The following is a 25,145-nucleotide window of genomic DNA, read 5'->3' as shown; positions in this document are numbered from 1 at the left end:
TCACATGTCCCTCCTGATCGCCGTTCCTCAACCTTGTTCGATCTTGCTCAAACTTCCTCATCCGTCTCGCGCGTTGCGAAGACTTCGCGCTTAAGTCCCATCGCGCGACACAATCAAGGTGGCCGCCACCGGCTCGCCTGTTGCGCAAACCGTTCTGCGCATGACAGTCCCAGGCGTTCGAAAAGACGACGTGGCACCCGCGCCGCCTCCATCATCTGCACGCCCACCGCCAACGGATCGATGCTCTCCAGCAGCACCCGATCGGCCTCAGGCTCGCCGAGCCCAATGGCAACGAGATGCTCCCGCCACGTTGCGATCTCGGGTGCAAGAAATGCCATCATCAGGTCCGGCAACAGTTGATCGAGGCATTCGCGCTCATCGACCGAAAGCTCAGGCACCCACTCGCTCGCGAAGTGAACGAACGCTGCCTGATGCCGCATCTCATCGGCACCATGCTCAGAGAGCAGCGTGTGCACCGGCGGGTAAATCTCGTCGCCCGCGCCCGCCTGACGCAATGTTCCCGTAATCAACGTCTCCGTCACCGTCGCCGCGGCAATGCTTGCGACGCCCGCATACGCCGGAGAAGCCGATTCGCACAGAGCCAGCACCCGCGCAACGCTCTGAGAGGTTCGCTTCTCCATGACGTGCCCCGTCACACGCAACATCTGTAATCGGAAGCGCTCCATCATCCAGGTGTGGAAGCCCTCGTCCGTGTAGATCGCCAGCAAGTCGTCGCGACTCACGGCCATGATTTCCGCCCTGTCGAGCATCTGCTCAATGGCCCGGTTGACGATGAACAACTCGACCCGTTCCGTTTTGTTCAGATAGTCTCCGAGACGCAGTGCACTCAACCGCTGCCGCACCGCCTGACCTTGCGCGCAGACTAACGGATGCGTCGCATACGGCATGAGCGACACATTGAAGAACAGATGTCCGGGCAGCAGCGGCGGGAACGGCAACTCCGTAGCACAGCGGGTAACTGCCGCAACCTCTCGCCAAGGTTTCCGCTCAAATGCGGGTGCACTGTGTCCGCCGGAAACACCGTCCGTGCCGATGCGGGACTGCTTATCCGTCATGAGGCATCGATGACGCGACGGGTGCTACGGGATGCGGGGCCAACGACACCAGACTGGCTCGTTCAGGCCCGAGCCCCAGCCCGGCCAAGGGAGCCCCGATGTGACGTTCGATGAAGTCGACAAAGCCGTGCATAGCGGCATCCAGCATCCCTTCCCGTCCCTGGTCGAGCGACTGCTCGGTGAGGCCGGGGTAGACCAGAACATCCGGCATGGCATCCGCTGTCAGGACATCGCGATGTACCCGCATCGGCACGCCCTGATAAGTCGACTTTGCGTAGTGCGAGAGACAGTCCACCTTGTTGAGATACACGCAGTCCACTGCGTGCGTTCTGATGACGTCTCTCAACTGGGCGAGATCGAGCATGCCGATACGGCGGGGCCGCCCGGTGCCCGTTCCGTACTCGGCTGTAAGCATGCGAAGCGCCGTACCGACGTCGAACGGATCGCTGGAGCGAAGCAACGTATCGACGGAAAAACGTGACTGCTCCTCGGCTTTTCCGATGCGCAACCGGGACGCGTCGTGGCAATACTGTGCGGAGCGCTCGCCGCCAAGCTCCGAAGGAAATGGCCCACGTCCCACGCGCGACATGATGGCTTTTGCGACACCGATCGTCCGTCGGTGGTACTTCGGCGAAAGATCGCCGCCCACATACGCGAAGGCTGGTACCGTGTGGCTCGACGTGACATAGGGCTGACTTCCCTCGACGACGTCGAGCAACACCGACTGCGCGCCTTCGAACAACACGCTAGCGCCCGCCTTGACACGATTCGTGAGCCATCCACGATCCACCTGGAGGTACGGGCGCAAGGATGCTGCTACCTGCGGCAAGTCCCTTAGCAGATCGGACATTTCGGCCATCCACGGCGAGGTACCGCCCTCCGCGTTGACCATGCGCGAGAAGACGTTTCGCATCGAAACCACGGCCTCGGATTCGTTCGCGATCAGATCGCCCAGCATCAGATTCACGCGCATATCGTTGCGAACCCGCAAAGCGCGGTCTGCGTAACACGGGCCGATACCGTTACCGGTCGTGCCAATCGTGTCGCCATTGCGACGATCCATCGCAATGTGATGCGGCTGCACCAATGCCGCTCGCGCACTGATGTGAAGTCGTCCTTCAAGGGTGATGCCCATCTCGCGCAATTGACTAATCTCGTCCGCCAACTTCCATGGATTGATGGCACATCCCGAGCCGATATACAGCGTTGTGTGAGGGTGAAATACACCGGACGGCAATTGCTTTAGCGCGATGCGCCCTTGCGGGGTGTCGATGGTGTGACCCGCGTTGGCCCCGCCGTTGAATCGGGCGATCACGTCATACCCGGGAGCGAGGGCGTCGATGATTTTCGCCTTTCCTTCATCGCCATATTGCAGCCCGACGAGGACGTCCGCGAACCCCGCAGGCACGGGCGAAGTATGTTGATCCGATGATGATGAGGGGCAAAATGAAGCGGTGGAAGCTGTGGTCATGCGCGTTGCAAATCAAAGAAAAAGCGGGGGACGGGTGCCTGCTCGGCAGCCAGACACTCGTAGACCCAGCGTCCGACGGCGATGTCGAGAATGCCAAGTCCGAAAGGAGAAAACACGATGGGCCGATTGCGCATCGGCGGCTCGCCGCCGCTCAGCAAGTGCGGCAGTGATGTCGTGACGAAGCGTCGATGGCCCGTCGCGATTTCGGTGAGATGAAGCGACGTCGAGGCGCGCAAGCAATGGTCGATATCGTCGACCACGTTGTGCGACGCCATCACAATCGAAGGCGCGAGATCCCGCAACGACAGATGCAACACGATCGGACAGTGTGCAAACCATTCGGGGTCTTCAATATGCGGAGACACCGCCGTGGTCGTGAAAACGATGATGTCCGAATCGCGAATCGCGATTTCCAGCGACGCTTCGGCGCGAGCCTTCAACCCGATGTGTGTTTCGATTCGACTCGCAAGCGACTCGGCGTATCCGATGCTCAGGTCATGCACCATGACCTCGTCGATGCTCAGCTCCGCCAGTGCCAAACACTCTGCGACATGGCGTGCAATCACCCCCGCGCCGATAAACGCTACACGTCGAGGACGAGATGCGTCGTCACGCGCGAGGCATCGCAGTGCGCTGATGGCACTCGCTGCCGTGCGGGCCGCGCTGATGATGCTCGCTTCCATGCAGGCCATCGGGTATCCCGTCGCTGCATCGTTGAGGATCAGCACCGCAGACGCCCTCGGCACGCCGCGCTCGATGTTCTCCGGGAAACTCGAAATCCATTTGATGCCGGTCACACCCTCGCAGTCTTCGCCGCTTCCACGAATATGCGCTGGCAGCGCGATGATGCGATTGCGCTGCGCGTCGGGAAACCGGAGAAACTGGCTCTCCGGATTCACTGTCTGGCCCCGGTGATGCGCGCGATACGCTGCTTCGACGATCTCGAGAATGGCACGCCTTCCGTGGCGAACGACAGTGTCGATCTGCTCGCCCGTGAACACGCGAAATTGGGGAATGGGGAGTGCGTTCATGACAGCGACGGTGCAACGGTTTCGATGGAAGCGTCAGAAATGCCGGACGCATCGGATTCATCGAATTCATTGGTTACACATGGCGAATCTCCGAAGCACGCCGAGGCCCAGTCACCGTCGTACAGCGTGTCGAGATACTTGTCGCCCATGTCGGGCGCGATAGCGACGACGGTATCGCTTGCCGCAATGTCTACTGCTGAAGCCTGAACGGCATGGAGCACGCTGCCCGTCGATCCACCAGCCAGCAACCCTCGTCGGGCCAGCGTGTGGCACATGCGCAAGGTGTCGGATTCACGGACATGGACGACGACGTCCGGCGGTTCCGAGTCCGAAAGCTCGCTGAGCGGTGGCCTGCAACTCGTGCCGAGCCCCGGGATAAAGCGCGGCCCCGGCGGTCCACCGAACGTGACAGAACCCACCGCGTCGACGGCGACCACGCGCGTTCGCAACCGATGGGTACGGACATAGTGAAGGCAGCCCAACAACGTGCCGGTCGTCCCTGCACCGATGAAAAGGTGATCGACGTCCGGATAGGCCGAGAAGATTTCCGGCGCCGTCCACCGGAAGTGCGCGCGCCAGTTGGCCGGATTCGCATACTGATTGACCCAGATGCACTTCGGGTCGCGCGCAACCTGCTCCCGAATCCACGCGATGCGTGTTGCGAGATAGCCGCCCTGTGCGTCGCGACGGTCGACGCGTACGACACGGGCACCGACCGCCTGCATCGCCCGGATGGCCTGCCGCGATGTATTGGGGTCTGTCACGCATGTGAATCGGTAGCCGCGATTCGCACAAACCATCGCCAGCGCCACACCGAGATTGCCCGACGACGATTCGACGATCTGCGCACCCGGCCGAATCCGATGGGTGGATTCAAGGTCGTCGATCAGTTGCAGCGCAGTCTTGAGCTTGATCGAACCTGCGGCGTTCAGCCCCTCCAGCTTCAGGTGAACGGTGGCCGCGCACAGGCCGTCGATGGCCGTGAAGACGGGGACGGTCGGGCGCAGGAACTCGCCGTCGATACGAAGCACCGTGCGGCCAGTCGCGCCCGCATGACGCGACCGGTCGCATTGCGCACGTTCGACGTCTTGTCGTACCGACAACGTTTCGTGTTGATCGCCCACCGCCCACCTCCCGAGTATTCGCCCGCAAGCAACGCTTGTGCGTGAAGAGGCGCAGGGAGAGATGCCTTCTGTGTCCTGCGCTCAATTCCGCCGTGAAGCGTCATTTAAGCGAACCGGACGAGCGCGGAACACCTGCAAAGTCGTGTAGGACGCAGGCTGCGGCGGCACATCACGCGACCTGTCACGCGACCTATCGCGCTGCGTGGTGCAAGGGGAGTGGGAGATGCTTCGGCATCGGCGGAACACCACCGATGCCGTGCTGGCGAAGGGAAGGAAAAAGCGCTTAACGCGGACGGCCGCCGCGACCGATATCCTGAAGACGCACCACAGCATTGCCTGCGGCGTCTGTCTTCTCGGGAATCTTCCAGGCGTGACCGTAGACGAGTTCGAACGTGAGCGCGATCGTGCCGTCAGGGCCGCGCTGACGCTCCAGCGCCGCTCGCAATGCCGCGAGTCGCGCCCGCCCCGTCAATCCCTGGCGACGCTCAGGCAGCGGGTTCACGCCAAGCAGACGAACGTCGCGCAGCAACGTCTCAGGCGATTCGAACGTCAGCGTCAGGCGCTCCATGTCGGTCACGGGCGTATCGAATCCGCTCGCCACCATCATGTCGCCCAGATCGTGCATGTCCGTCGGTTCCAACGCGTGGGGAAGGCCGTCGACTTCCGCCCACGCGGCGCGCAACTCTCGCAACGTGTCGGGGCCGTAGGCCGAGAACATCAGCAATCCATCCGTCGTCAGCACACGATGCCACTCGGGGATCACGCGATGCGGTTCCCGGTACCAATGGAGCGCAAGGTTCGACCAAACGAGATCGAAGGCACGCGACGCAAACGGCAGCGCGGCGAAATCGGCCTGCACGACCCCGTAGGGAGGGCCGCTACGCAGCAGACGTCGCCAGCCGGTGGTCGCACCCGCCGACGCAGCCGCCTTCGCCATGCCGAACGAAGCATCGAGACCGACGCGGTACGCATCGGGATATCGTTCGCCGAAGCTTTGCAGATCGCCGCCCGTGCCGCAGCCTGCGTCCAGGACGCGTTTGGGTTTGAGCTTGATGTAATCGAGCCGGCTCGCAAGTCGCGACGCCACCTCCCGCATCAGGAAATCGGCGTCCTGCCAGTTCGGCGCGCGACGGTCGAACGCAGTGCGCAAAAAGCGTGCGGAGAACGCAGAGGACGGGTTTTGGGGAGCGTCGGAAGGCTTCATGGGACAGGCGAAAAGACGAGTCGGCAGTATACTCGCTGCTGCCGGAACGCATCGGCCACGCCCGCGCCACGCCCGTGCCTCGCCCGTGTTGCGCCGTCAGTACCGATCCATCGCCCTCTGCTTTTCATCCCGGATATTCGCCGTGCCCATCCTCTCTTCGCTCCTCCTGACGCCGACGCGGCTCGCGAGCGGATTGCTACGCATTGCGCTGCCCGACCATTGCGCGATTTGTCGACGACGCGCGCCGAGGCAGATCTGCGATGCTTGCGCGGTGGCGTTCGACGCGAGCCAGCCCAATGCCGGACCACGCTGCGCACGATGTGCTGTCGCTTTGCGTCCACCGGTTCTGGCATTGGACGGAACGGTTGCACCCACGGCAAATAGTGCGACAATTTGTCGCACCCCAACACCCGCACTCTGCGGACAATGCCTGCGAAACCGCCCTGCATTCGACGCCACGCTGACGCTCGCAGACTACGTTCCGCCGCTCGATACGTTGATGATTCGTCTGAAATACCGCGGTGCCCTGCCGCTCGCACGGGAATTCGGCGAACGCCTCGGCGATGCCTTGCGAGACGTCGGCCCGGCAAGCCACGATCGGGAGGCGATACCGCTCGTTGTGCCCGTGCCCCTGGCACCCTCACGGTTGGCCTCACGAGGCTTCAATCAGGCCTGGGAGTTGGCGCGCGTTGCGGCGCGACGGGCACATCTGCCAGCCAGCGTCGGGATGCTTCACCGGGAGCGAACGACACTGGCGCAACGTCGCTTGTCGCGTGACGCACGCCAGCGCAATCTGCGTGACGTTTTTACCGCTAGCGAGCGCATCGAGGGCCGTCACGTCGTACTGATCGACGACGTGATGACCACCGGCGCCACCTGCGACGCTGCGGCCGCCGCACTCAAGCGTGCCGGCGCCGTCCACGTCCTCGCGGCCGTCGTGCTGCGCACGCCGCCCTCGGCTCACTCAATCAATTAGTCCCCAAACTCATGTTCAACGTCGTTCTCGTCTCGCCCGAAATTCCGCCGAACACCGGCAACGTCATCCGTCTGTGCGCCAATACGGGTGCGCGGTTGCACCTGATCGAACCGCTCGGATTTCCGCTCGACGACGCGCGCATGCGACGCGCCGGGCTCGACTATCACGAGTACGCCGAGATGAAAGTGCATAAGGATTGGGCAGCATTTCTCGCCGCCGAAGCCCCCGATCCGACGCGCATGTTCGCGCTAACCACACGCGGGTCGCGTCCCTTCGGCGAGTTGTCGTTCGCACCAGGCGACTGGTTCGTCTTCGGCTCAGAAACGCGGGGACTGGACCCCGACCTGCTCGACACGTTCGCCATGACGCAACGTGTGCGTCTGCCGATGCGCCCCGGCAACCGGAGTCTCAATCTCTCGAATACCGTCGCCGTCGTCGTTTTCGAGGCGTGGCGTCAGCAGGATTACGCTGGCGGGTCCTGATTCGCGAGTTCGCGCTGGTACAGGGCGAGCATTGCCGTGTCGAAGCATACGAACTCAACGTGTTCGATGCGGGGGAAATGGGGTAACGCATCGCTCACAGTGAAGACGGCGAGCGGCACGGCAAGCTCCGGCGGGTAGCCGTACACGCCGCAGCTGATCGCCGGGAACGCCACGCTCCGGCACCCCTGTTCGGCCGCCAGACGCAAACTTTCGCGGTAGCAACTCGCGAGTTGTGCGGGTTCGTCGCTTGCGCCGCCGTGCCAGACCGGGCCAACCGTATGGATGACGAACTTTGCCTGGAGACGAAAACCCGGCGTGAGCTTCGCCTGTCCAGTCGGGCAACCGTGGAGCTTGCGGCAGGCGTCCAGAAGCGCTGGGCCTGCGGCGCGGTGAATCGCACCGTCGACGCCACCACCGCCGAGCAGCGATTCGTTCGCGGCATTGACGATGGCATCGAGCGTGGATTGCGTGATGTCGCCCTGCGAAGCGTGCAGGTGACGCAGGTGTCGATGAGGAAGCGCAACTTGCGACATGGGCATCTCTCCCTTGTAGCGAGTGTCGACGGCAGAAGGTCGTCGGCGGAGGAACGGGCTATCCGCCGTTAGCCGTCAGACGAACGACTGGAGAGTCCGGTAAAACTTCATGGGCTGTGTCGGACACGCTCAGTCCTGCGAGGCACCGTCTTCACGCTCCGCGCGGGCGTCGCGACGCAGCAACGCTTCCACCGCAGCACGCGCCGGGAGCCCGTCGAACAGCGTTGCGCAGACCGCGTCCGTAATCGGCGTCTCGACGCCATGCGCGCGCGCCAGATCGCGTACCGCACGCGCACATCGTACGCCTTCGGCGACATGACCCAGCGACGCCAGCACCTCATCGAGCGACTTGCCCGATGCGAGCTGCAAACCAACAGTGCGGTTGCGTGACAGATCGCCGGTCGCGGTCAGGATCAGATCGCCCATGCCGGTCAGCCCCATGAACGTCTCGGGCTTGCCGCCCAGCGCAACGCCCAGCCGGGTCATTTCAGCCAGACCGCGTGTAATCAGCGCCGCGCGGGCATTGAGTCCCAGACCTAGGCCATCGCTCACGCCAGTCGCAATCGCGAGTACGTTTTTCACGGCCCCGCCGACTTCGACACCCACGAGATCGTCACTCGAATAAATGCGCAACGCGCCGAAGTGGCACGCAGCGATCGTCAATTCGCAAAGGGACGGGACCGCGCTCGCAATCGTCAGCGCAGCGGGCAAGCCCTTGGCGACTTCACGCGCGAAACTCGGCCCGGAGAGCGAACCGCCGGCGACGGCGGGAAAAACGTCCGTCACAATCTGATGCGGCAGCAGACCCGTGTCCGCTTCAAAACCCTTGCATAACCAGACGAGGTTTTTCGGCGCTTCGGTGGCCTTGGCCATATGGCCGGCCAGTGCGCGCAACCCGGCGACGGGGACGGCGGCAACGCACAAAGCGTGATCGCCAGCACCATGCGCCATCGCCGTCTCGAAATCGCTTTCGAAACGCAGACGGGGAGATAAGGGGGAACCGGGAAGGTAGGCGGAATTCTCGTGCGTGGCGGTCAGTTGCTTCACGAGCGCGGTGTCGCGCGCCCACAGAACGACGTCATGGCGCGCTGCCATGTGACTCGCCATCGCGGTGCCCCAGGCACCAGCACCGAATACGGCAATTTTCATGTGGAGATCTCGACGCAGCGGCCGGTCAGCGTACCGGCCACGGCGTCGAAGCAGCGCAAGCGCTTAGTGGGTCTGGGCGGACGAGCCGTCAGGCATCACGATGCCCGGGGCCGGCGTCTCGCCGTTGGCCGCTTGTTGCTCGGCCAGTTGTGCCAGACGTTGCTCGTAGAGCGCCTGGAAGTTCACTTCTGCCAGATGGATCGGCTGGAAGCCGGCGCGGCTGATGGTATCGGCCACGTTGGCGCGCAGGTACGGGTAGACGATCGTCGGGCAGGCGATACCGATGAGCGGATCGAGTTGCTCGACCGGCACGTTGCGGATTTCGAAAATCCCGGCTTGCTTACCTTCGACCAGGAACGCCACCTTGTCCTTGATCTTGGCCGTCACCGTGGCGATCACGGCGACTTCGAAGATTTCCTCGGCCAGGCGCTCGGCAGCGACGTCCAACTGCACTTCAACGGTCGGCATCTCCTGCTCGAGGAAGATCGCGGGCGAATTCGGCTGCTCGAGCGACAGATCTTTCAGGTAGGCGCGCTGGATGCTGAAAAACGGCTGATTCTGGTCGGACATTTCGTTTCCTTGGAATTGAGACAGCCGCGCAATCACGCGGCTGGGCGACTATTTTGCAGGCGGTATCAGGCAGCTTGCAAGAGCGGAACGAGACCACCGGCACGATCGAGTGCCGACAGATCGTCGTAACCGCCAATATGACGCTCGTCGATGTAAATTTGCGGTACGGTGCGACGCCCCGTGCGCGACATCATTTCTTCGCGGCGGGCCGGCTCCTTGTCGATCAGGATCTTCTCGATCTCCTGAACACCGCGCTGACGCAGCAAGCGCTCCGCCATCTGGCAATACGGGCACACTTGCGTGCTGTACATCACGATCTTCGGCATGACTGCAACTCCTTGATTACTTGACCACCGGCAAACCGGCTTCCTGCCAGGCAGCAACGCCGCCCTGGAGGCTGAACGCCTCAGCATAACCAAGATTGCGAAGGAGCGTCTGAGCGCGCGCCGAGCGTTGGCCGCTCTTGCACACGATCAGAACCGGGGCAGCCTTGTTCTTGATGACGCCCGCGACCTTTTGCTCCACGTCGTCGAGCGGCACGTTGCGTGCAGACGGCAGGTGGCCAGCGGCAAATTCCTCAGCCGTGCGCACATCGAGCACCACGGCGCCCTTACGGTTGATGAGCTGCGTTGCTTCCACGGTCGACAGACCGCGACCGCCGCGCTTGAATACCGGCCAGGCCAGCATGCCGCCCGAAACGAGGGCAATCGCGATCAGCGCGAGGTTGGTGTAATCGGCAAAGAACTTCACAAACCACCTGAAAAATATCAAAAGAATCCGATCATTATAAAATATTCCGTGATTGCGCCGACGGGTCTCGTTGCCAATCGTTGCGCCGGGCGTCGGCGGCTCCCTTTGCGAAGCCCCGAACGTCACCGCGAAGTGACGCCAAACCCTTACCGGGCGTGGCTCCGCCCGATGCAACGAACCGCCCCAGCTCCGCCGGCTGCCCCCGCTTTCCTACTCTGACTGAAGTTTGCTTATGTACAAGCTCGTTCTCATCCGCCACGGCGAATCGACGTGGAACAAAGAAAACCGCTTCACGGGATGGGTCGACGTCGACCTGACCGAAAAGGGTGTCGCCGAGGCCAGCCAGGCCGGTAATCTGCTCGCCGAAGCCGGCTTCAAATTCGATCTCGCTTACACCTCGGTGCTCAAGCGCGCTATCCGCACGCTCTGGCACGTGCAGGACGCCATGGACCAGATGTGGATTCCGGTGGTCCACAGCTGGCGTCTGAACGAGCGTCACTACGGTGCGCTCGCCGGCCTGAACAAGGCGGAGACCGCCGCGAAGTATGGTGACGATCAGGTCCACGTGTGGCGTCGCAGCTACGACACGCCGCCGCCGCCGCTGGCTGCGGATGACGAACGCAGCTCGTACAACGATCCGCGTTACGCCAAGCTCAAGCGCGAAGAGATTCCGCTCACCGAGTGCCTGAAAGACACCGTGGCGCGCGTACTGCCGCTGTGGAACGAGTCGATCGCCCCGGCCGTGCGTGCCGGCAAGCAAGTGCTGGTGGCCGCGCATGGCAACTCGCTGCGCGCCCTCATCAAGCACCTCGACAATATTTCGGACGACGACATCGCCGGCCTGAACATCCCGAACGGCACGCCGCTCGTGTATGAACTGGACGCCGACCTCAAGCCGATCCGTCACTACTATCTGGGCGATCAGGACAAGATCGCCGGCGCACTGGCTGCTGTCGCCGCGCAAGGCAAGTCGAAGTAAGTCTCAGCTAATGGCTGACGGCTGCGACGCACGCTTTCGGGCAAGCGTCGCAGCCCCCCTCCCTGGCATTCCCGCCATCTTCCGGTCATCTCGTTCCCGCCTCGCTAGGCATTTTCCCCACGCGCTTGTCGACTCCAGTAATACGCGGTAACACGAATTCCGCACCGCCCTTGCGTCTGCACGCGGGCTGGCGAACGACGGCGCGAGCACGTCCCACCGGCGAAAGCGACGCGCTATCGGGCGACGTTCGACGAAATTCGCCGTGCTACATCGCCTGGAACGGAACTTTTCGTCGAACCACTCAGGAAAAGTCCCTGTCGAATGGGCAATGTCCCGCCTGCGGGCAAACGGTTATACTTCGCCAAAGTGCGCGCGCCCATTGGCGTGCGCCCCAAAATTCCGGGAATTCCACGCCTATATGCGCCAAACCCTCAAACACATCGGCCTGATCGTGCTGGGCCTCGCGACCGGTGCGGCTGCCACCCTCGCGTTCTCGCAGGCATCCGCCCAAAGCGCTACCACGCCGTTGCCGCTCGAACAGCTTCGTCTGCTGGCCGAAGTGTTCGGCCAGATCAAGCGTGAATATGTCCAGCCGGTCGACGACAAGAAGTTGCTGACCGCTGCCATCAAGGGGATGGTGTCGAGCCTCGATCCGCATTCGTCGTATCTCGACAAGGAAGAATACAAAGAACTCCAGGAACAGACCCGTGGCCGCTTCGCCGGTCTCGGCATCGAGATCTCGCAGGAAGACGGCCTCGTGAAGGTCATCTCCCCGATCGAAGACAGCCCTGCGTTCAAGGCCGGCCTGAAGCCGGGCGACCTGATCACCCGCATCGACGACAAGCCCGTACGTGGCATGACGCTCGATCAGGCGGTCAAGCGCATGCGCGGCGCGCCGGGCAGCAAGGTCACGCTGACGATCTTCCGCAAGTCGGAAGAGCGCACGTTCCCGGTCTCGATCGTGCGTGCCGAGATTCGTGTCCAGAGCATCAAGGGCAAGCTGCTCGAACCGGGTATCGGTTACGTGCGCATCACCAGCTTCCAGGAACGCACCGTGCCGGATCTGGCCAAGAAGCTCCAGGAACTGGCCAAGGACCAGCCGCTCAAGGGCCTGATCCTCGACCTGCGTAACAACGGCGGCGGCATTCTCCAGTCGGCTGTCGGCGTGTCCGCTGCGTTCCTGAAGGAAGGCGCTGTGGTCGTGTCCACCAACGGTCAGATCGAAGACGCCAAGCAGACGTACAAGGCGACCTTCGACAACTACCGTCTGTCGGCCAGCCCGGAAGATCCGCTCAAGGGCGAAGCCCCGATCTGGAAGACGGTGCCGATGGTCGTACTGGTGAACGCATACTCGGCTTCCGCCTCGGAAATCGTGGCCGGCGCACTGCAGGACTCGAAGCGCGCCATCATCATGGGCAAGACGACGTTCGGCAAGGGCTCGGTTCAGACCGTGCGCCAGATGGGTCCGGACACGGCACTGCGTCTGACCACGGCGTACTACTACACGCCGAGCGGCCGCTCGATCCAGTCCATCGGTATCAAGCCGGACGTGCCGGTCGACCAGAATCCGAAGGGTGATCCGGACGACGTGCTGGTCACGCGTGAAATCGATTACCAGAACCACCTGCACAACACGCAAACGCCTGACGAGCAGAAGGAAATCGACGCACGCGAAGCCCGCCGTCTGGAAGAACTGCGCCGCCTCGAAGAAGAGAACGCGAAGAAGACGCCGGAAGAGCGCAAGAAGGAACGCGAAGAACGTCTGCCGGATCTGGGCAGCGCCGACGACTTCATGCTCCAGCAGGCCATCCACCAGATCAAGGGTGAGCCGGTCCAGCGCACGAAATCGCGCCTCGAAGCCAACGCCGGCCCGCTGCCGAAGGACGCCTCGAAGGCCGCAGCACCGGCGGCCGGTGCCAAGACGGATCCGAAGACGGACACCGTCGTGCCGGCCAAGCCTGCGGACAAGAAATAAGCAACGGCTTTACACTACAAACCGTGCCCGCGAAAGCCGGCACGGTTTTTTTATCCCTTTCCGTTTTGCGATGAACGACGATCAGCTGCTGCGTTACTCCCGCCATATCCTGCTCGACGAACTCGGTATCGAGGGTCAGGAGCGCCTGCTAGCCGCGCACGCGGTCATCGTCGGTGCCGGTGGCCTCGGCTCGCCCGCAGCGCTCTATCTGGCGGCGTCGGGCGTCGGACGCATCACACTGATCGACGACGACACCGTCGACCTCACCAATCTTCAACGTCAGATTCTTCACGATACGCAGAGCGTCGGACAGCCGAAGGTCGAATCCGGTCGCGAGCGCATCGCGCGCATCAACCCAGGCGTGGTCGTCGACGTCATCAACGAACGCGTGGACGAAGCCCGCCTGACGACACTCGCACGCGGTGCCACCGTCGTGCTCGACGGCTCGGACAACTTCGCGACGCGTCACGCGGTCAACCGCGCCTGCGTCGCCGCTGGCGTGCCGTTGGTCTCGGGCGCAGCACTGCGCTTCGACGGACAGATCAGCGTGTTCGACGTGCGCAACGACGCGTCGCCCTGCTATGAATGCATCTTTCCGGCAGACGAGCCGTTCCCCGAACAGGCTTGCGCCACGATGGGTGTGCTCGCACCGCTCGTCGGCATCATCGGCAGCATGCAGGCCGCCGAGGCGATCAAGCTGATCACCGGCATCGGCACGCCGCTCGTGGGCCGTCTTCAGATGCTCGATGGCCGCAAGATGAGTTGGCACACCATGCACTGCGCCCGCAACCCGGAATGTAAAGTCTGCGGACAGCGACACTGATTGCTTGGGGAATGGCTGAGGGCGCTACCGGCGGCATCCTAAATTTTGGCCGCGCACCACCCTATCGATCAGCGCAAAAGAAAAAGCGGACGCTTCCTCACGGGAGCGTCCGCTTTTGCGTCGTGCAACGCACGTCGGTCGAATCAGGCCACGGCAAGTCTCGCCAGCGCAGCCTGCATTTCCTCGGGCTCGGTCGCGGCGAGCAGTTCCTGCACCGGCCGCTCCAGATCCGGCAGATGCGCGCGCAGGATCTCCTGCTTGACCTGAAGCAACTGGCTCGGGTGCATGGAAAACTCGCGCAACCCCATACCGAGCAGCAGACGCGTCGCCGTCGGATCTCCCGCCATTTCGCCGCAGACGGCGACCGGCACGCCGAACGCGTGGGCCTCGCGAATCGTCATGGCGATGAGACGCAGCACCGCCGGGTGCAGCGGATCGTAAAGATGCGCGACAGCGTTGTCGGCACGATCGATGGCCAGCGTGTACTGAATCAGGTCGTTCGTGCCGATGGACAGGAAGTCGAGCCGCTTCAGGAACATGGGCACGGTGAGGGCGGCGGCCGGCACCTCGATCATCGCGCCGAGCTTCACGTTCGGGTCATAGAGCAGGCCAGCGGCGTCAAGCTGTGCTTTCGCTTCGCGCACGAGTTCGAGCGTCTGATCGATTTCCTGCGCGTGGGCCAGCATCGGAAACAGGATCTGCACCTTACCGAACGCCGACGCCCGCAGAATCGCGCGCAACTGCGTAAGGAACATGCGCGGCTCCGACAGACTCCAGCGAATCGCGCGCAGCCCCAACGCCGGGTTCGGCGCGGTTTCGTACGTCTCGTGGCTATCCAGCGGCTTGTCGGCCCCCACGTCGATGGTCCGGATCGTGAGCGGCAGACCGTGCATCGTCTCCACTGCGCGCTTGTACGCCTCGAATTGCGCCTCTTCCTCCGGCGCTTCCTCCTCGTTCATGAAGAGGAACTCGGTGCGGAACAATCCCACGCCGACCGCGCCCGCATCGACGGCCGTCTTGGCGTCTTCCGGCAATTCGATGTTGGCGAACAGCTCGATGGGCGTGCCGTCGATGGTTTGTGCCGGGGAGTGCTTCAAGCGCTGCAAGCGACGCTCTTCCAGCGCACGCTCGCTTTGCCGGTAGCTGTACTCTTCGAGCACGATCGGTGCCGGGTCGACGATGACGATGCCGTGATCGCCGTCGATGATGATGACGTCGTCCTGTTTGACGAGCAGGCTCGCCTGCGCCACGCCGACCGCAGCCGGAATGCCGAGACTGCGGGCCACGATGGCCGTGTGCGACGTCTTGCCGCCGAGGTCCGTGACGAAGCCCTTGAACGTCTGCGACTTGAATTGCAGCATGTCCGCCGGGGCGATATCGCGAGCCACGACGATCATGTCGTCGCGTGGCGTCTCGGCCACGACGTGGCGAATGCCGGGCGCGCCGGCCAGTGCCTTGAGCACACGCTCCGTGACTTGTTCGATGTCGGCGCGACGCTCGCGCAGATACTCGTCTTCGATGTCCTCGAAACGCGCAACGAGCACTTCGAGTTGCGTCGTCAGCGCCCACTCCGCGTTGTAGCGACGCTCGCGAATGAGCTTGACGACAGCGTCGACCAGCAACGTATCGTTCAGAATCAGGGAGTGAACATCGAGAAACGCACCCATCTCGCCGGGCGCGTCATCGGGCAGTTCTTCCTTGAGGGTGTCGAGTTCCTGCTGGACAGTCGCCTGAGCGCTTTGGAAGCGCGCGACTTCGTCGTCGATCTGGCTGGGATCGAGCAGGTAGTGCGGGACATCGAGCGTGGCGGGCGCGAGCAAATAAGCGCGTCCGATCGCGATGCCGCGGGAAACGGGAATGCCGTGCAGGGTGAAAGACAAGGAAGTCTCCCCAGTTCAGAGGCGGTGATTCGACCGAATTCTGTGTGTATTACTGCCCTCGGGACAGCGAGTGGCGGTGCGGCGACAGCACGGCCTGCAAGATGCCGGTGTGCTGCAAGATGCGGCGCGCCTGCCGACGCCACATCACTTCCGCAAGGCCTTATTCCCCTTCGCCGAACTTGTTCGCGATGAGGTCGAGGATTTCCTGCATGGCCTGAGCCTCATCCGAGCCTTCGGTCTCGACTTCCACCGTCGAGCCGATGCCGGCCGCCAGCATCATGACGCCCATGATGCTCTTCGCGTTGATACGCCGACCGTTCCGGGTCAGCCAGACCTCACTCTGAAATTTCGCCGCCAGTTGCGTCAGCTTTGCGGATGCCCGGGCATGCAAGCCCAATTTATTTACGATCGTCGTTTCTTGTCGAAGCATGTTTCAGTGTGACGTAGTGTGTGTGGCCGGCGCACCCGCGCCGACTTCCAGAATACCTTTAGATCCGCCCGAAAGCACCTTCTCCGCCAGCGTATCGAGCGGCACCGAGCGGTAGCACACCGCTTTGATGAGCATCGACAGGTTGACCCCCGCGAGCACGCGCACTTTCGGACCCACCAGTTGCGCCGCCACATTCGACGGCGTCGCGCCAAACAAATCGGTGAGGACCAGCACGCCGTTCTCTTCACGCAATTGCGCGAGGCGTTCTTTTGCGACGTCTACGAGCGCCGCCGTGTCCTGGTCAGGGACTACGTCGATCGCGCCGATGCGCGACGGACAACCGCCGTAGATGTGCGAAACGCACTCGCGAAGGGCCGAAGCCAGCGGTGCGTGGGCAATGATCAGAATTCCAGCCATGATGCTAGGCACGCCGGGCGCCGAGAGTGTTCGGGATACAAACACAACGACGAACGCGAACCTGTCGATTTTGGGATTCTTATTTTAGCAGGCGCGCCAAAATCCCGAATTAACCCTGAAATTTCATCGGGTTAGGGGCCGTCCCAAGCGGGTTCTCCGCAGGGCCGACCCGAAACACGCTAGTTCTGCGCGGCATTTCCGCGCGTCGTCGCGCGTTGCCACGACTTAGACGTCTCAGACCGCCAGTTCCAGTGCGTCGATGAACATCTTCGGCACGTCGAAACCGGTCTGATCGGTGATTTCCTGGAAACACGTCGGGCTCGTGACGTTCACTTCCGTGAGGTAATTGCCGATGATGTCGAGCCCCACGAGCAGCAGGCCGCGTTGCCAGAGCACCGGTGCCAGCGTCTCGGCGATCTCACGGTCACGTGCCGTCAGGTCGCGCGCTTCGCCCAGGCCACCGGCCGCGAGATTGCCGCGCACTTCGGTGCCTTGCGGAATCCGTGCGAGCGAATGCGGCACGACTTTGCCGCCGATCACGAGCACGCGCTTGTCGCCCAGCTTGATATCGGGGATGAAGCGCTGCGCCATGACCGAGCGTGCGCCGTTCTCTCCCAGCATTTCGATGACCGAGCCGAGGTTGCGCTCGTCCGGACCGATACGGAAAACGCCCGTGCCGCCCATGCCGTCGAGCGGCTTGTAAATGACGTCGGCATGTTCCGCGTGAAAAGCGCGCAGACGTGCGGGGTCGCGCGTGACCAGCGTGGGTGCGACGAACTGTCCGAATTCGGCGATCGCCAGCTTTTCGGAATGATCACGAATCGCGCTCGGCTTGTTGAACACGCGAGCGCCGGCGCGCTCGGCAATCTCAAGCAGCCACGTGGAGTTGATGTACTCCATATCGAACGGCGGGTCCTTGCGCATGATCACCGCGTCGAACTTGGTGAGCGCCGCCACGTGCGTGTCGACGACCTCGTACCAAACGTCGGCGTCGCCCGTCAGACGAATTTCTTTCACGCGCGCATCGACCGTAGCGCCTTGCCATGCCATCTCGTGCGGCTCGCACGCAAAAATGCGGTGCCCGCGACGTGCGCCCTCGCGCATCATCGAGAACGTGGTGTCCTTGTAAATCTTGAACTGGTCGAGCGGGTCGGCGATAAAGAGAATCTGCATCGATCGGCGGGAGTCTTGGGGGTTCGGATGCACACACCGCAAGCTGCGGCGACAGGCGTCTATTCTAGCCGAGGCGTCGTTTTGCCGCTGCGCAGTCCGAGGAGCAGCGACGCGTCGCGCACCGGATCCAGCCGTGCCCGCATGAGCGAAAGATGTGTCTTGAGCGTCTGCACACCAATCGCGCAGGCTTCGCGCGTTTGCGTACGCGATTGGCCCGCCAGCAAGCGCATCGCGATCTCCCGCTGCACGGGCGTGAGCGCCGTGTCCCACAAACGCTGCAACAGGCGGATGGCGGGCGGCACAGCCAAATGCAACGAGATGCGCACGCGCTCCGTGGCGCGCCCGCCCATGCCGCAGAGATGGGTGGCGTGCAGGTGTAACGTGCCGCCCGGCACCGGCAACGCCGTACTGATTTGCGCCCCCGGGACGGCCGCGCCGGACATTCCACAAGGATGGAGCGTCAACTCGTCGGCCAGCCGCTGGCAAGCCTGCACGACCACGCAAGCGTCGGGCCATGCGCGCCCCGGCACCAACTGCCAGACGCGGCGCATAAGTGTCAACGCGGCGGGGTCGGCCCACTCGGGCTGACGGCGGTGCCACACGAGCGTGCCCGATACGTCGGCACAGAGGGTCCCCGCCCCATCGGCGGCGGGCAGCATCGCACTCGCCGCAGACGCGAGCGGTGGGAAATATGGACGCTCGGGCACTTTGGCAAACTCGGCGGCCGCCGTCTCGAACGCCGCAACTTCCCGCGCGGTGAACGCCTCTCGCGCCGCGTTGCGCGACACGAGCAGCCGCAACGCGCCGAGAGGGGGGGGCGGCCCTATCGGACTGGCCCCCTCGCTCCCGGGGGAAGGCATCGGTTGCTGACGTTCGTCGGCCATGCGACTCGCGGGCAGCAGGTAGGCATCGAGCAAATCGCCATCCGCCAAACAGGCCTCAAGCGCCGGCGGACGGTGAAGGTGGCTCGGCAGCGACAATCGCCTCGTTGCGCCGGAACGCTTACGTGCGTGCCCGTAAAGCACCCCACCGGGATTCGGCGAGTGAGTCGACAGATGCGTCGGCCAACGACTCGGCGACTGTCGCAACTCGGCCGCAGGCCGCATCGACCAACCGCACGACGCCAACCGCTCACACGCCGATAGCGGCGCTTGCGGCGCGTACCCACACGTGACGTTCTCGCCACCGGACGGATCGCACGCCCCATTCGCACAATTCGCACCGTCCGCCGCATGACACCAGAGCGCGGCAACGCTGTCGGCCGAGAGCCCTACGCGTAACGTCTCCAGCCACAGCGGCAGGTAGCCGAGTGTGGGGACCGGCAATTGATGTAGCTGGCGAAGGCACGCGCGCAAGTCCCCCGGCACTCCCATGCGTCTCCCAATCAAAGGTCGTTCCGGGGAAATTTCCTATTCCACCTGAACACAGACGGACATCCCCCATTCGGGGGATGTTTGTTGCGTCAAACGGTCGCATCATCGCTTCATTGCTGACGCGAACCGGAACGGATCGGGACAGTACACCGATACGGGAAGTGAAGGGGATGCGCAGGGAGCCAGTTTGCGGGGAGAACCGCCCAGGGAAACCCCGATTTCCGGTCGTTGCATGAGGCGACCGGTAAATGTGACGCCCGGCTAGTCGGGGGGCCAGCCGGGCGTCTTTTTCTTTTCGCTTCTCGTGACGAGAGGCGCCTGAGACCACCGTCAAACGGACGTCGTCTCACGCCAAATTCAGAAACTTCTCAATGCGACGCCGAAACCCGCCGAAACCGATAGCGCGCGGCAAGCTGTCACTCGCCGCGCGGCGCAACCTGTCGCATTGCGCGACACCGGCAGGGATCGATCAATACGTTTCGGGATCCGGATCGGTGCGTTCCAGTTCGACCGACGCCGCCAGCAGCGCCAGACGCGCCACCACACCGTACATATAGAAGCGATTGGGCGGTGCTGCCCCCGGCTTCGCGTGGACGTCCGGCAGCGCCGTATGTTCGAACGCGAGCGGCACGAAATGCATGCCGGGGGCGTTGAGGTTTTCGTCGGTGCCGCGCCCGGTATGGACCCGGTAGAAGCCGCCCACCACGTAGCGATCGATCATGTAGACGACCGGCTCCGCCACCGCTTCGTTGATGCGCTCGAACGTGTAGACGCCTTCCTGCACGATGAAGTCGTGCACTTCGAGCCCTTCCTTCACCACGCTCATCTTGGTGCGCTCGCGGCGATTCAGGTTCTTCAGCTCGGCGGCGTCGCGCACCATCATCACGCCCATGCCGTCGGTGCCGGCATCGGCCTTGATCACGACGAACGGCTTCTCGGTGATCCCGTACTCGCGATACTTCTTGTTGATCTTCTTGAGCACCGCATCGACGGTATCGGCAAGCTTCTCCACGCCGACACCTTCGTCGAAATCCACGCCCTCGCACTTCGCGAAGTACGGATTGAGCATCCATTGATCGACGTCGATCATCTTGGCGAATTTCTTGACGATATCGTCGTAGGCCGAAAAGTGCTGGCTCTTGCGACGCACCGCCCAGCCGGCGTGCAGCGGCGGCAGCAGATATTGCTCGTGCAGATTTTCGAGAATCGGCGGAATGCCCGCCGACAAATCGTTATTGAGCAGAATCGAGCAGGGATCGAAGTTCTTGAGCCCCAGACGACGCGGCGTGCGCTCCAGCGGCTCGATCACGACATGCTGTCCGTCAGGCAGCTCGATGGTCGTCGGCTCGGTAATGTCGTCCGACACACTGCCCAGACGCACATTCAGCCCGGCGTGACGCATGATCGTCGACAGCCGCGCGATGTTCTGCAAATAGAACGAGTTACGCGTATGGCGTTCGGGAATCAGCAGCAGGTTCTTCGCATCGGGGCAAATCTTCTCGATGGCGGCCATGGCGGCCTGCACAGCGAGCGGCAGCACTTCGGGTGCCAGATTATTGAAGCCGCCGGGGAAGAGATTGGTATCGACGGGAGCGAGCTTGAAGCCGGCATTTCGCAGGTCGACCGAACAGTAGAACGGCGGCGTATGTTCCTGCCACTCAAGCCGGAACCAGCGCTCGATGGCGGGCGTCGCATCGAGGATCTTCTTTTCCAGGTCGAGCAAAGGGCCTTTCAGGGCCGTGACGAGATGCGGAACCATGCTTCTCTCATATCCAGATGGAATATCGATTGTAGAGCATACGCCCAGCGCCCCCGCCGTTCGCCATGCCCCGGGAAGGGGCACCGGGACGCGAGGCCAGCGTTGCAGGAACACCGTCCATCAGACGACGATTTCCGGCGTGCGAGCACGCGTCGACAACGTTTATGGGGAGCGCGGCGCGATGCCGCGGTGAGAAGACATGGGGGCAAAACCGAAAATCACAAGCGCGGGGACGATTTCCGGCCGCGCCGAAAAAAACGGGCACCGTCTGGGTGCCCGCGCAATGCCGGGGCCGGCTGTCCGACCGGCTTCCGGCAACTCCTCTCGCGTCGCCCGGGACGGGCCGTCTGGCCGATGCCAGCGAGTCCTTGCCGACTTGCTGACGTTCCCGGGCTTTCCCCGGACGGAAACCGGGGCTAAACGGTGCGATGAGACAGATGTAGTTGAGGCGAAGTCCGTTGCTTCAGTTGTCGAATCAGTTGCTGAATCAGTTGTGATAGGCCGATTCGCCGTGCGAGGTGATGTCCAGACCTTCGCGCTCTTCGTCTTCCGGCACACGCAGACCCAGCACGATGTCGGCGATCTTGAAGGCGATGAAGGCGACGACCCCCGACCACACGAGCGTGGTCAGCACGCCCTGGAACTGAATCCAGACCTGGCCCGCAATCGAGTAATCCGGTGCCACCTTGTTGGCGACGTAGTCATAGATGCCCGTGCCGCCGAGCGACGGCGAAGCGAACACGCCCGTCAGAATCGCGCCGAGCATACCGCCCACGCCGTGCACGCCGAACACGTCGAGCGCGTCGTCGGCCTTGAGCAGGCGCTTCAGACCGTTCACGCCCCACAGGCACACCAGACCGGCGATCAGGCCGAGCACGATTGAGCCCATCGGACCGACGAAGCCAGCGGCCGGCGTCACTGCCACCAGACCGGCCACGGCACCCGACGCACCACCCAACATCGACGGCTTGCCCTTGCCGATCCACTCACCGGCCGTCCACGAAAGCGTGGCAGCGGCAGTCGCGAGCAACGTGTTGACGAAGGCAAGTGCAGCACCGCCGTTCGCTTCCAGACCCGAACCGGCGTTAAAGCCGAACCAGCCGAACCAGAGCAGCGAAGCACCGATCATCGTCATCGTGAGCGAGTGCGGCTTGAAGGCTTCCTTACCGAAGCCGACGCGCTTGCCGACCATGTACGAACCCACGAGACCTGCGATAGCTGCGTTGATGTGCACCACCGTGCCGCCAGCGTAGTCGAGCGCGCCCTTCTGGAACAGCCAGCCGGCGTGTGCGTTGGCCGCATCAGCCGCCGCCGCATCGATGTATGCATCCGGACCGGCCCAGAACCAGACCATATGCGCCATCGGCAGGTACGAGAACGTGAACCAGATGACGGTGAACAGCAGCACGGCCGAGAACTTGGCGCGCTCGGCGAACGCACCGACGATCAGCGCGCAGGTAATCGCGGCGAACGCAGCCTGGAACGCCATGTAGGCGTACTCCGGCACATTCACGCCCTTACTGAAAGTGGCCGCGACAGAGTCTGGCGTCATTCCCTTGAGGAACAAGCGATCGAAGCCACCGAAGAACGCCCCGCCTTCGGTGAACGCGATGCTATAGCCGTAGATCGCCCAGAGCACGACCACCAGCGAGAAGATGATGAAACACTGCATCAGCACGGAGAGCATGTTCTTCGAGCGGACCAGACCGCCGTAGAACAGGCCCAGACCGGGCAGCGTCATGAGAATCACGAACGCGGTGCAGGTCAGCAACCAGGCCGTGTCGCCCTTGTTCGGCGGCACGGGAGCCGCCGCAGGCGCGGCCGGTGCAGCGGCTTGCGCAGCGGGTGCAGGCGCGGCCGCCGGCGTTGCGGCAGCCGCTGCGGGAGCGGGTGCTGCGGACTGCGAAGCGGCGACAGGCGCCGAGGCGTCCTGAGCGAGCGCGGCGCTGGCGCCGAGGCCCACGACACCCGTGAAGGCGGCGGCGAGCAGGAGTTTGGCAAGTAGTTTTTTCATGATTGTTGTCTCTTATGTGGGACCTTTACAGCGCGTCTTCGCCGGTCTCTCCAGTACGGATACGGACCACGTGCTCGACGTTGGACACGAAAATCTTGCCGTCGCCGATCTTGCCGGTACGGGCCGCCTGCTCGATGGCGTCGATCGCCTGATCGAGCAAGGCGTCGCCGATTACCGCCTCGATCTTCACCTTCGGCAGAAAGTCGACGACGTACTCTGCGCCCCGATACAGTTCGGTATGGCCCTTCTGGCGGCCGAAGCCTTTGACTTCGGTCACCGTAATCCCTGCCACGCCGATGTTCGAGAGGGCTTCACGCACCTCGTCGAGCTTGAAGGGTTTCACAATTGCGGTAATCAGCTTCATGATGAGTCGCTCCTTAGAATGTCTTCGACAACCCTACGACGACCGTCGCCTTGGAAAGCACTTTGCCGGAATTCGCGGCGGTGTAGTACTTCTCGTCGGCGTTCGTATCGACGTAGGAGACCGACACGCTGAAGTTCTTGCCCAGATCCTTCGTCAGGCCGATCTTCCAGTCGGTGTAGCTTGCGGCGCTGAAGTTGTGCACCCACTGATGACCCACGTGTCCCACGGCCGAGAGACCCCAGAAGCCGATGTCGTAGGTGCCCGTCAGATCGAGATAGCCGCTGTTGGTCGTGTCCTGACCGTCAGGGCTCGTGAGCCCGAACAGACGGGTCATCGAGTGCGAATACTTCAGCGTGATGGTTTTCCAGCCCACGGCGGCATACAACTCAAACGTATGCGGACGCGCATAGAACTGGCCGGACGGATAAGTGCCCGGGTAGTAGTACTGCAGACCACCGAAATCGACCGTCCAGTCGGGGATGATTTCCTTCTTCCATCCACCGTAGAAATCCATCTCGATGGGTGCGCTAACGGCGGAATTGCCATCCGAAATCCAGCTGATGTTCGACGCCCACACGCCGGCGTACAGGCCGGACTCGTGTGCAATATCGAAACCACCCTGAATTGCCGGGCGCTTGGCCGTTTGCGAAATGCCGCGGAAGCGGTAATCCGAGAACAGCCCGACGTTGGCGGTAATCGTCAGCGGTTCGGCGGCAGCCGCAGCTGCGTCGGCCGGCGGTGCTGCGGGTGCTGCTGCCGGTGCGGCGCCCTCAGCGGCCGCTTGCGCAAATGCGCCGGCAGATGCCGCCATTGCACCAAGGAACACAAAGCCAGCCATCGCAGTTGACACTTTTCTCATCACTTTCCCCTTAAGTTGACGTTTCACGTCTTAGTACAGCGTGCGGCAGGTTCTGAACTGGGTAGAGCAACTCCCGTGCCAGGTCCTTCGACCGCGTATGCTGCGACGCGCAAGATACGAATTTCGGGATAAAAAATTGGCAAAATTCCGGGGGATGTGAGGCGTGCAAACGACAGACCAGGCATAACAAAGCGCGGTAATTCGAGTCAAAAGCGCAGGCGACTGCCGCTGGCCGGGCCGCTTGGGTGGCTGGGCGCAAAAAACGGTGTTAGAGTTGCGCCAACATTGAGGGGCCGTGCCGGAATGCACCACGTTGCACCGGTCTGGCCAGCACGACGAAGCACGTTGACGGTGCAGGCACCACATCGGTGCAAAGAAACGACGAGAGGAAGGCTTATGAAACCGAACGAGATCCTGCAAGACATGCAAGCCAAGGTGAGCGAGATGCTCAAGCAATCGCCCGCCAAGGATATCGAGCGCAACGTCAAAAGCCTGCTGGGTCAGGGTTTCACCAAACTCGATCTGGTGACGCGCGAGGAATTCGACGTGCAGGCGCAAGTGCTCGCCCGCACGCGCGAAAAGCTCGAAGCGCTGGAAAAGCGCGTGGCCGAGCTGGAAGGCCAGCGCAGCGAAGCGCAAGACTGACGATCCGAAGGGGGCGCGAAAGCGCCCCTTGTACTTTTGGAGGTTCAACAACTGTCTCCCGGCACGAGACGCGTGCTTCTTCGTTCCT

At 62.8% G+C, this 25,145-nt stretch carries 25 protein-coding genes; 6 read left to right on the top strand and 19 right to left on the bottom strand.

Annotated features, from left to right (window positions below; genetic code table 11):
- Positions 1 to 113: 113 nt before the first annotated feature.
- From PAQ31011_RS08285 to PAQ31011_RS08265, 5 genes are all read right to left on the bottom strand, one after another.
- Positions 114 to 1,076 (bottom strand): diiron oxygenase, encoded by a 963-nt coding sequence (locus PAQ31011_RS08285; RefSeq protein WP_150575353.1) that lies wholly within the window; start codon positions 1,074 to 1,076, stop codon positions 114 to 116.
- Entirely contained in the window at positions 1,066 to 2,547 is a 1,482-nt protein-coding gene (locus PAQ31011_RS08280; protein ID WP_150575352.1) for an adenylosuccinate synthetase, read from the bottom strand. Before PAQ31011_RS08280 ends, PAQ31011_RS08285 begins: the two co-directional genes overlap by 11 nt.
- Positions 2,544 to 3,578 (bottom strand): 2,3-diaminopropionate biosynthesis protein SbnB, encoded by a 1,035-nt coding sequence (sbnB, locus tag PAQ31011_RS08275; RefSeq protein ID WP_150575351.1) that lies wholly within the window; start codon positions 3,576 to 3,578, stop codon positions 2,544 to 2,546. The genes PAQ31011_RS08280 and sbnB overlap by 4 nt, the downstream gene beginning before the upstream one ends.
- Positions 3,575 to 4,702: a 2,3-diaminopropionate biosynthesis protein SbnA gene (gene sbnA, locus PAQ31011_RS08270; RefSeq protein WP_246179443.1), complete on the bottom strand. Its 1,128-nt coding sequence runs from the start codon at positions 4,700 to 4,702 to the stop codon at positions 3,575 to 3,577. The genes sbnB and sbnA overlap by 4 nt, the downstream gene beginning before the upstream one ends.
- Positions 4,703 to 4,985: 283 nt before the next feature.
- Positions 4,986 to 5,906 carry a methyltransferase domain-containing protein gene (locus tag PAQ31011_RS08265; RefSeq protein WP_150575350.1) on the bottom strand — a complete coding sequence of 307 codons (921 nt, stop codon included), beginning with the start codon at positions 5,904 to 5,906 and terminating at the stop codon, positions 4,986 to 4,988.
- A gap of 499 nt (positions 5,907 to 6,405) precedes the next feature.
- On the opposite strand from PAQ31011_RS08265, the gene PAQ31011_RS26330 reads away from it, so the two are divergent.
- Together PAQ31011_RS26330 and trmL are read left to right on the top strand one after the other, a co-directional pair.
- Positions 6,406 to 6,882, top strand: a complete 477-nt coding sequence (locus PAQ31011_RS26330) for a ComF family protein (RefSeq protein ID WP_174990017.1) — start codon at positions 6,406 to 6,408, stop codon at positions 6,880 to 6,882.
- A gap of 11 nt (positions 6,883 to 6,893) precedes the next feature.
- Positions 6,894 to 7,364, top strand: a complete 471-nt coding sequence (gene trmL, locus PAQ31011_RS08255) for a tRNA (uridine(34)/cytosine(34)/5-carboxymethylaminomethyluridine(34)-2'-O)-methyltransferase TrmL (RefSeq protein ID WP_150575348.1) — start codon at positions 6,894 to 6,896, stop codon at positions 7,362 to 7,364.
- Here the strand turns inward: trmL and PAQ31011_RS08250 are convergent.
- The 5 genes from PAQ31011_RS08250 to PAQ31011_RS08230 form a co-directional block, all read right to left on the bottom strand.
- Positions 7,346 to 7,897 (bottom strand): O-acetyl-ADP-ribose deacetylase, encoded by a 552-nt coding sequence (locus tag PAQ31011_RS08250; protein ID WP_150575347.1) that lies wholly within the window; start codon positions 7,895 to 7,897, stop codon positions 7,346 to 7,348. The two genes, trmL and PAQ31011_RS08250, sit on opposite strands and share 19 nt — an antisense overlap.
- Before the next feature lie 129 nt (positions 7,898 to 8,026).
- Positions 8,027 to 9,046, bottom strand: a complete 1,020-nt coding sequence (locus tag PAQ31011_RS08245) for an NAD(P)H-dependent glycerol-3-phosphate dehydrogenase (RefSeq protein WP_150575346.1) — start codon at positions 9,044 to 9,046, stop codon at positions 8,027 to 8,029.
- Positions 9,047 to 9,109: 63 nt separating this feature from the next.
- Positions 9,110 to 9,616, bottom strand: a complete 507-nt coding sequence (gene secB / locus PAQ31011_RS08240; RefSeq protein WP_039395381.1) for a protein-export chaperone SecB — start codon at positions 9,614 to 9,616, stop codon at positions 9,110 to 9,112.
- Between the two features lie 65 nt (positions 9,617 to 9,681).
- Complete coding sequence (gene grxC, locus PAQ31011_RS08235) at positions 9,682 to 9,942, bottom strand: glutaredoxin 3 (RefSeq protein WP_039395378.1); 261 nt, start codon at positions 9,940 to 9,942, stop codon at positions 9,682 to 9,684.
- A 16-nt stretch (positions 9,943 to 9,958) separates the two neighbouring features.
- A complete protein-coding gene (locus PAQ31011_RS08230) occupies positions 9,959 to 10,366 on the bottom strand; it encodes a rhodanese-like domain-containing protein (RefSeq protein WP_150575345.1) in 408 nt (135 codons plus the stop codon).
- A 232-nt stretch (positions 10,367 to 10,598) separates the two neighbouring features.
- Here PAQ31011_RS08230 and gpmA point away from each other — a divergent pair, with 232 nt between their 5' ends.
- From gpmA to PAQ31011_RS08215, 3 genes are all read left to right on the top strand, one after another.
- On the top strand, positions 10,599 to 11,345 hold the full coding sequence (gene gpmA / locus PAQ31011_RS08225; RefSeq protein ID WP_039395373.1) for a 2,3-diphosphoglycerate-dependent phosphoglycerate mutase: 747 nt from the start codon (positions 10,599 to 10,601) through the stop codon (positions 11,343 to 11,345).
- A gap of 418 nt (positions 11,346 to 11,763) precedes the next feature.
- On the top strand, positions 11,764 to 13,320 hold the full coding sequence (locus tag PAQ31011_RS08220) for a S41 family peptidase (protein ID WP_150575344.1): 1,557 nt from the start codon (positions 11,764 to 11,766) through the stop codon (positions 13,318 to 13,320).
- 70 nt (positions 13,321 to 13,390) lie between these two features.
- Positions 13,391 to 14,143, top strand: coding sequence for a HesA/MoeB/ThiF family protein (locus tag PAQ31011_RS08215; protein WP_150575343.1), 753 nt, complete (start codon positions 13,391 to 13,393; stop codon positions 14,141 to 14,143).
- A gap of 143 nt (positions 14,144 to 14,286) precedes the next feature.
- On the opposite strand, the gene ptsP is transcribed toward PAQ31011_RS08215, so the two are convergent.
- From ptsP to PAQ31011_RS08170, 9 genes are all read right to left on the bottom strand, one after another.
- Positions 14,287 to 16,023 carry a phosphoenolpyruvate--protein phosphotransferase gene (ptsP, locus tag PAQ31011_RS08210; RefSeq protein WP_046290626.1) on the bottom strand — a complete coding sequence of 579 codons (1,737 nt, stop codon included), beginning with the start codon at positions 16,021 to 16,023 and terminating at the stop codon, positions 14,287 to 14,289.
- Between the two features lie 160 nt (positions 16,024 to 16,183).
- Entirely contained in the window at positions 16,184 to 16,453 is a 270-nt protein-coding gene (locus PAQ31011_RS08205) for an HPr family phosphocarrier protein (protein ID WP_150575342.1), read from the bottom strand.
- 3 nt (positions 16,454 to 16,456) lie between these two features.
- Positions 16,457 to 16,870: a PTS sugar transporter subunit IIA gene (locus tag PAQ31011_RS08200; RefSeq protein ID WP_046290624.1), complete on the bottom strand. Its 414-nt coding sequence runs from the start codon at positions 16,868 to 16,870 to the stop codon at positions 16,457 to 16,459.
- 234 nt (positions 16,871 to 17,104) lie between these two features.
- On the bottom strand, positions 17,105 to 18,043 hold the full coding sequence (gshB, locus tag PAQ31011_RS08195) for a glutathione synthase (protein ID WP_150575341.1): 939 nt from the start codon (positions 18,041 to 18,043) through the stop codon (positions 17,105 to 17,107).
- A gap of 59 nt (positions 18,044 to 18,102) precedes the next feature.
- Positions 18,103 to 19,416 (bottom strand): helix-turn-helix transcriptional regulator, encoded by a 1,314-nt coding sequence (locus PAQ31011_RS08190; protein ID WP_150575340.1) that lies wholly within the window; start codon positions 19,414 to 19,416, stop codon positions 18,103 to 18,105.
- 469 nt (positions 19,417 to 19,885) lie between these two features.
- Complete coding sequence (gshA, locus tag PAQ31011_RS08185; protein WP_150575339.1) at positions 19,886 to 21,175, bottom strand: glutamate--cysteine ligase; 1,290 nt, start codon at positions 21,173 to 21,175, stop codon at positions 19,886 to 19,888.
- A 487-nt stretch (positions 21,176 to 21,662) separates the two neighbouring features.
- Complete coding sequence (gene amt / locus PAQ31011_RS08180) at positions 21,663 to 23,189, bottom strand: ammonium transporter (RefSeq protein WP_150575338.1); 1,527 nt, start codon at positions 23,187 to 23,189, stop codon at positions 21,663 to 21,665.
- A 25-nt stretch (positions 23,190 to 23,214) separates the two neighbouring features.
- The gene (locus PAQ31011_RS08175; RefSeq protein ID WP_010804740.1) at positions 23,215 to 23,553 is read right to left on the bottom strand and encodes a P-II family nitrogen regulator; all 339 of its coding nucleotides are present in this window, start codon (positions 23,551 to 23,553) and stop codon (positions 23,215 to 23,217) included.
- Positions 23,554 to 23,566: 13 nt separating this feature from the next.
- On the bottom strand, positions 23,567 to 24,412 hold the full coding sequence (locus tag PAQ31011_RS08170; protein ID WP_150575337.1) for a TorF family putative porin: 846 nt from the start codon (positions 24,410 to 24,412) through the stop codon (positions 23,567 to 23,569).
- A gap of 396 nt (positions 24,413 to 24,808) precedes the next feature.
- Here PAQ31011_RS08170 and PAQ31011_RS08165 point away from each other — a divergent pair, with 396 nt between their 5' ends.
- Positions 24,809 to 25,057, top strand: a complete 249-nt coding sequence (locus PAQ31011_RS08165) for an accessory factor UbiK family protein (protein WP_046290617.1) — start codon at positions 24,809 to 24,811, stop codon at positions 25,055 to 25,057.
- Positions 25,058 to 25,145: the final 88 nt, after the last annotated feature.

The sequence above is a fragment of the Pandoraea aquatica genome, from assembly GCF_902459565.1.
GTDB classification, from domain to species: Bacteria; Pseudomonadota; Gammaproteobacteria; order Burkholderiales; family Burkholderiaceae; genus Pandoraea; species Pandoraea aquatica.
Note: the sequence above shows the minus strand (reverse complement) of the source record. Positions and strands in the feature narration are given on the sequence as shown.